The organism is Arthrobacter sp. 179, assembly GCF_052379645.1.
Taxonomy (GTDB): Bacteria; Actinomycetota; Actinomycetes; order Actinomycetales; family Micrococcaceae; genus Arthrobacter_H.
In genome coordinates, this window is record NZ_JBQSYU010000047.1 from 1 (window position 1) to 5,772 (window position 5,772).

General features: G+C 55.9%; 3 rRNA genes. All 3 read left to right on the forward strand.

The features are described from left to right. The first annotated feature begins 129 nt into the window (after window positions 1–129). The 3 genes from ACT3UE_RS15615 (at window position 130) to rrf (ending at window position 5,771) form a co-directional block, all read left to right on the forward strand. Window positions 130–1,656, forward strand: a 16S ribosomal RNA gene (locus ACT3UE_RS15615). A 573-nt stretch (window positions 1,657–2,229) separates the two neighbouring features. Next, window positions 2,230–5,359: ribosomal RNA gene (locus tag ACT3UE_RS15620) — 23S ribosomal RNA — on the forward strand. Between the two features lie 295 nt (window positions 5,360–5,654). Further along, window positions 5,655–5,771: ribosomal RNA gene (rrf, locus tag ACT3UE_RS15625) — 5S ribosomal RNA — on the forward strand. Together the 16S, 23S and 5S rRNA genes form the textbook arrangement of a ribosomal RNA operon. The last annotated feature ends 1 nt before the right edge of the window (window position 5,772 follow it).

A 5,772-nucleotide genomic window follows, 5' to 3' on the forward strand; every position in this document is an offset into this window, starting at 1 on the left:
TTATAAATTGGTGAATGGTCTTTATGGGTGCACCCCGTGTATCCGTGGAGGCATATTTGCCGGGATTTATGTAACTTGGTGCAGCCCTTCCCTTGTTTTCCCTTGGGATGTTGGTTGTGTCTGTAATTTTTTACGGAGAGTTTGATCCTGGCTCAGGATGAACGCTGGCGGCGTGCTTAACACATGCAAGTCGAACGATGACCCCGGTGCTTGCACCGGGTGATTAGTGGCGAACGGGTGAGTAACACGTGAGTAACCTGCCCCCGACTCTGGGATAAGCCCGGGAAACTGGGTCTAATACCGGATATTCACTTCCTTCCGCATGGGAGGTGGTGGAAAGATTTATCGGTGGGGGATGGACTCGCGGCCTATCAGTTTGTTGGTGGGGTAATGGCCTACCAAGGCGACGACGGGTAGCCGGCCTGAGAGGGTGACCGGCCACACTGGGACTGAGACACGGCCCAGACTCCTACGGGAGGCAGCAGTGGGGAATATTGCACAATGGGCGAAAGCCTGATGCAGCGACGCCGCGTGAGGGATGACGGCCTTCGGGTTGTAAACCTCTTTCAGTAGGGAAGAAGCGAAAGTGACGGTACCTGCAGAAGAAGCGCCGGCTAACTACGTGCCAGCAGCCGCGGTAATACGTAGGGCGCAAGCGTTATCCGGAATTATTGGGCGTAAAGAGCTCGTAGGCGGTTTGTCGCGTCTGCCGTGAAAGTCCGGGGCTCAACCCCGGATCTGCGGTGGGTACGGGCAGACTAGAGTGATGTAGGGGAGACTGGAATTCCTGGTGTAGCGGTGAAATGCGCAGATATCAGGAAGAACACCGATGGCGAAGGCAGGTCTCTGGGCATTAACTGACGCTGAGGAGCGAAAGCATGGGGAGCGAACAGGATTAGATACCCTGGTAGTCCATGCCGTAAACGTTGGGCACTAGATGTGGGGGACATTCCACGTTTTCCGCGTCGTAGCTAACGCATTAAGTGCCCCGCCTGGGGAGTACGGCCGCAAGGCTAAAACTCAAAGGAATTGACGGGGGCCCGCACAAGCGGCGGAGCATGCGGATTAATTCGATGCAACGCGAAGAACCTTACCAAGGCTTGACATGGGCCGGATCGGGCTGGAAACAGTCCTTCCCCTTTGGGGCCGGTTCACAGGTGGTGCATGGTTGTCGTCAGCTCGTGTCGTGAGATGTTGGGTTAAGTCCCGCAACGAGCGCAACCCTCGTTCCATGTTGCCAGCACGTAGTGGTGGGGACTCATGGGAGACTGCCGGGGTCAACTCGGAGGAAGGTGAGGACGACGTCAAATCATCATGCCCCTTATGTCTTGGGCTTCACGCATGCTACAATGGCCGGTACAATGGGTTGCGATACTGTGAGGTGGAGCTAATCCCAAAAAGCCGGTCTCAGTTCGGATTGGGGTCTGCAACTCGACCCCATGAAGTCGGAGTCGCTAGTAATCGCAGATCAGCAACGCTGCGGTGAATACGTTCCCGGGCCTTGTACACACCGCCCGTCAAGTCACGAAAGTTGGTAACACCCGAAGCCGGTGGCCCAACCCTTTTGGGAGGGAGCCGTCGAAGGTGGGACCGGCGATTGGGACTAAGTCGTAACAAGGTAGCCGTACCGGAAGGTGCGGCTGGATCACCTCCTTTCTAAGGAGCAACTAGCATTGACCGTTTAGGGCGCATGTCCTGGTGGTGGTGTTCAGTTCAGCCCGTTTCTGCCACTTGTGTTGGTAGGCGGGCGCTCATGGGTGGAATGTCAACGGATTGTGGCTTGGGATCTTTGGTTCCCTGTTGTTTAGTACGCACTGCTTTGGTGGTGTTGGAACGATGCGGGGGCTGGTGGGTTCTGAGTCCATGGCACACTGTTGGGCCCTGAAACAACAGGCCCGATTTCCTGGTATCGACCGTGTGTTGGTGGTGGGGGGTTGGTTCTGGTTTGTTTTGGCTCCCGCGCATGGCCTAGGCCGCGATGATCTTTTGGTGTCGTGGTGGTGGGTGTGACGGGGTTGTTGTTTGACAACTGCATAGTGGACGCGAGCATCTTGCAAGGACGATGGATGCCATGTGATTGCCTTTTGCCTTCGGGCCGGTGGTGGTTATGTGGTTTTTTTATCGTGTTTGCGAAAGCAATTTATTTGAGAACCCCCAGCAGGGCGCCTTTCGGGGTGTGGTTGTTGGTGGTTCTCTCGATCAAATGCTCTTGTGAATTGACCTTTTTGTGGTCAAGTTTCTAAGGGCGCATGGTGGATGCCTTGGCATCAGGAGCCGAAGAAGGACGTGGGAATCTGCGATAAGCCTGGAGGAGTCGATAACCGGACTTTGATTCCAGGATTTCCGAATGGGGAAACCCCGCACGGCGTCATGTCGTGTGACCCGTAGCTGAACACATAGGCTGCGTGGAGGGAACGCGGGGAAGTGAAACATCTCAGTACCCGCAGGAAGAGAAAACAATAGTGATTCCGTTAGTAGTGGCGAGCGAACGCGGATGGGGCTAAACCGTTCCATGTGTGATAGCCGGCGGGCGTTGCATGGGCGGGGTCGTGGGACCAGTCGTTCCAGTTCTGCCGGACTGGAGGAGTGAGGTGCGGGTGCATAGGCGAATCGGTTTGAAAGCCGGACCATAGAGGGTGTTAGTCCTGTAGCTGTAATGTTCTCCGCCGCTTTGTATTGGTATCCCAAGTAGCACGGGGCCCGAGAAATCCCGTGTGAATCTGCCAGGACCACCTGGTAAGCCTGAATACTTCCTGATGACCGATAGCGGACAAGTACCGTGAGGGAAAGGTGAAAAGTACCCCGGGAGGGGAGTGAAATAGTACCTGAAACCATGTGCCTACAATCCGTCGGAGCCACCTTGTTGTGGTGACGGCGTGCCTTTTGAAGAATGAGCCTGCGAGTTAGTGCCGTGTCGCGAGGTTAACCCGTGTGGGGAAGCCGTAGCGAAAGCGAGTCTGAACAGGGCGTTCAGTGGCGCGGTCTAGACCCGAAGCGAAGTGATCTACCCATGGCCAGGTTGAAGCGTGTGTAAGAGCGCGTGGAGGACCGAACCCACTTCAGTTGAAAATGGAGGGGATGAGCTGTGGGTAGGGGTGAAAGGCCAATCAAACTTCGTGATAGCTGGTTCTCCCCGAAATGCATTTAGGTGCAGCGTTGCGTGTTTCTTACCGGAGGTAGAGCGACTGGATGGCTAATGGGCCCTACAAGGTTACTGACGTCAGCCAAACTCCGAATGCCGGTAAGTGAGAGCGCAGCAGTGAGACTGTGGGGGATAAGCTTCATAGTCGAGAGGGAAACAGCCCAGAACGCCAACTAAGGCCCCTAAGCGTGTGCTAAGTGGAAAAGGATGTGGAGTTGCGAAGACAACCAGGAGGTTGGCTCAGAAGCAGCCATCCTTGAAAGAGTGCGTAATAGCTCACTGGTCAAGTGATTCCGCGCCGACAATGTAGCGGGGCTCAAGCACACCGCCGAAGTTGCGTCATCCAGGTATATAGGTAGGCCTTCGTGGTCCAGCCGCCTGGGTGGGTAGGGGAGCGTCGTGCCGGCAGTGAAGCCACGGTGTGAACCAGTGGTGGAGACGGCACGAGTGAGAATGCAGGCATGAGTAGCGAAAGACGGGTGAGAAACCCGTCCGCCGAATGATCAAGGGTTCCAGGGTCAAGCTAATCTGCCCTGGGTGAGTCGGGACCTAAGGCGAGGCCGACAGGCGTAGTCGATGGACAACGGGTTGATATTCCCGTACCGGTGAAGAACCGTCCCTACTGAACTGGCGATGCTAACCGCCTCGAGCACCCACCATCTTCCCTTCGGGGAAGGTACCGGGTGCAAGGCGCGGGACCCGAGCCAGGGAGGTCAACGTATTAACAGGTGTGACGCAGGAAGGTAGCCGGGCCAGGCAATGGAATCGTCCTGGTCCAAGGGTGTAGGCCGAATGGTAGGTAAATCCGCCGTTCATGATGGTTGAGACCCGATAGGCGCCCGCTTCGGCGGGTGATCCGGTGATCCTATGCTGCCAAGAAAAGCATCGACGTGAGGTTCAAGCCGCCCGTACCCCAAACCGACACAGGTGATCAGGTAGAGAATACTAAGGCGATCGAGAGAATCATGGTTAAGGAACTCGGCAAAATGCCCCCGTAACTTCGGGAGAAGGGGGGCCCCAACCTTGAACACCATTTGCTGGTGTGAGGGGATCGGGGCCGCAGAGACCAGGGGGAAGCGACTGTTTACTAAAAACACAGGTCCGTGCGAAGTCGCAAGACGATGTATACGGACTGACTCCTGCCCGGTGCTGGAAGGTTAAGAGGACCGGTTAGCCCTTCGGGGCGAAGCTGGGAATTTAAGCCCCAGTAAACGGCGGTGGTAACTATAACCATCCTAAGGTAGCGAAATTCCTTGTCGGGTAAGTTCCGACCTGCACGAATGGAGTAACGACTTCCCCGCTGTCTCAACCATGAACTCGGCGAAATTGCACTACGAGTAAAGATGCTCGTTACGCGCAGCAGGACGGAAAGACCCCGAGACCTTTACTATAGTTTGGTATTGGTGTTCGGTGCGGCTTGTGTAGGATAGGTGGGAGACGTTGAAGCGGGCACGCCAGTGTTCGTGGAGTCATCGTTGAAATACCACTCTGGCCGTACCGGATTCCTAACTTCGGCCCATGATCTGGGTCAGGGACAGTGCCTGATGGGTAGTTTAACTGGGGCGGTTGCCTCCTAAAGAGTAACGGAGGCGCCCAAAGGTTCCCTCAGCCTGGTTGGCAATCAGGTGACGAGTGTAAGTGCACAAGGGAGCTTGACTGTGAGAGTGACAGCTCGAGCAGGGACGAAAGTCGGGACTAGTGATCCGGCGGCACGTTGTGGAACGGCCGTCGCTCAACGGATAAAAGGTACCTCGGGGATAACAGGCTGATCTTGCCCAAGAGTCCATATCGACGGCATGGTTTGGCACCTCGATGTCGGCTCGTCGCATCCTGGGGCTGGAGTAGGTCCCAAGGGTTGGGCTGTTCGCCCATTAAAGCGGTACGCGAGCTGGGTTTAGAACGTCGTGAGACAGTTCGGTCCCTATCCGCTGCGCGCGCAGGAAATTTGAGAAGAGCTGTCCTTAGTACGAGAGGACCGGGACGGACGAACCTCTGGTGTGTCAGTTGTACTGCCAAGTGCACCGCTGATTAGCTACGTTCGGAAGGGATAACCGCTGAAAGCATCTAAGCGGGAAGCCCACTTCGAGATGAGATTTCCATACACCTTGAGTGTGAGAGGCCCCCAGCTAGACCACTGGGTTGATAGGCAGGACGTGGAAGCGGGGACTAAAGACCCGTGGAGCTGACCTGTACTAATAGGCCGATGACTTACACCACAATTCACCACACGGCTTTCGGGTTGTGTGGGCAAGATATGCTGCGTCCACTATGCGGTTGCCGGACAACAACTCCTGGTAGCCAACCAAACACCCGCCCCTTGGGTTCGATTCTCTGGGGGTGTGTGTTGATTCCCACTGTTCGTGGGGGTTGTTTTGGTTGGTTTCATGGGGTGGGTCTGTAATAGAATAGTTTGATCATGTTGCACCACCAGGGACCATTCGTGGTTCTGGTTTATGGCATGTGACTAGTTTTCCCCCCGACACTGTTGTGGTGTTGGTGTGGGTGGAAGAGTTACGGCGGTCATAGCGTGGGGGAAACGCCCGGTCCCATACCGAACCCGGAAGCTAAGACCCACTGCGCCGATGGTACTGCACTCGGGAGGGTGTGGGAGAGTAGGTCGCCGCCGGACA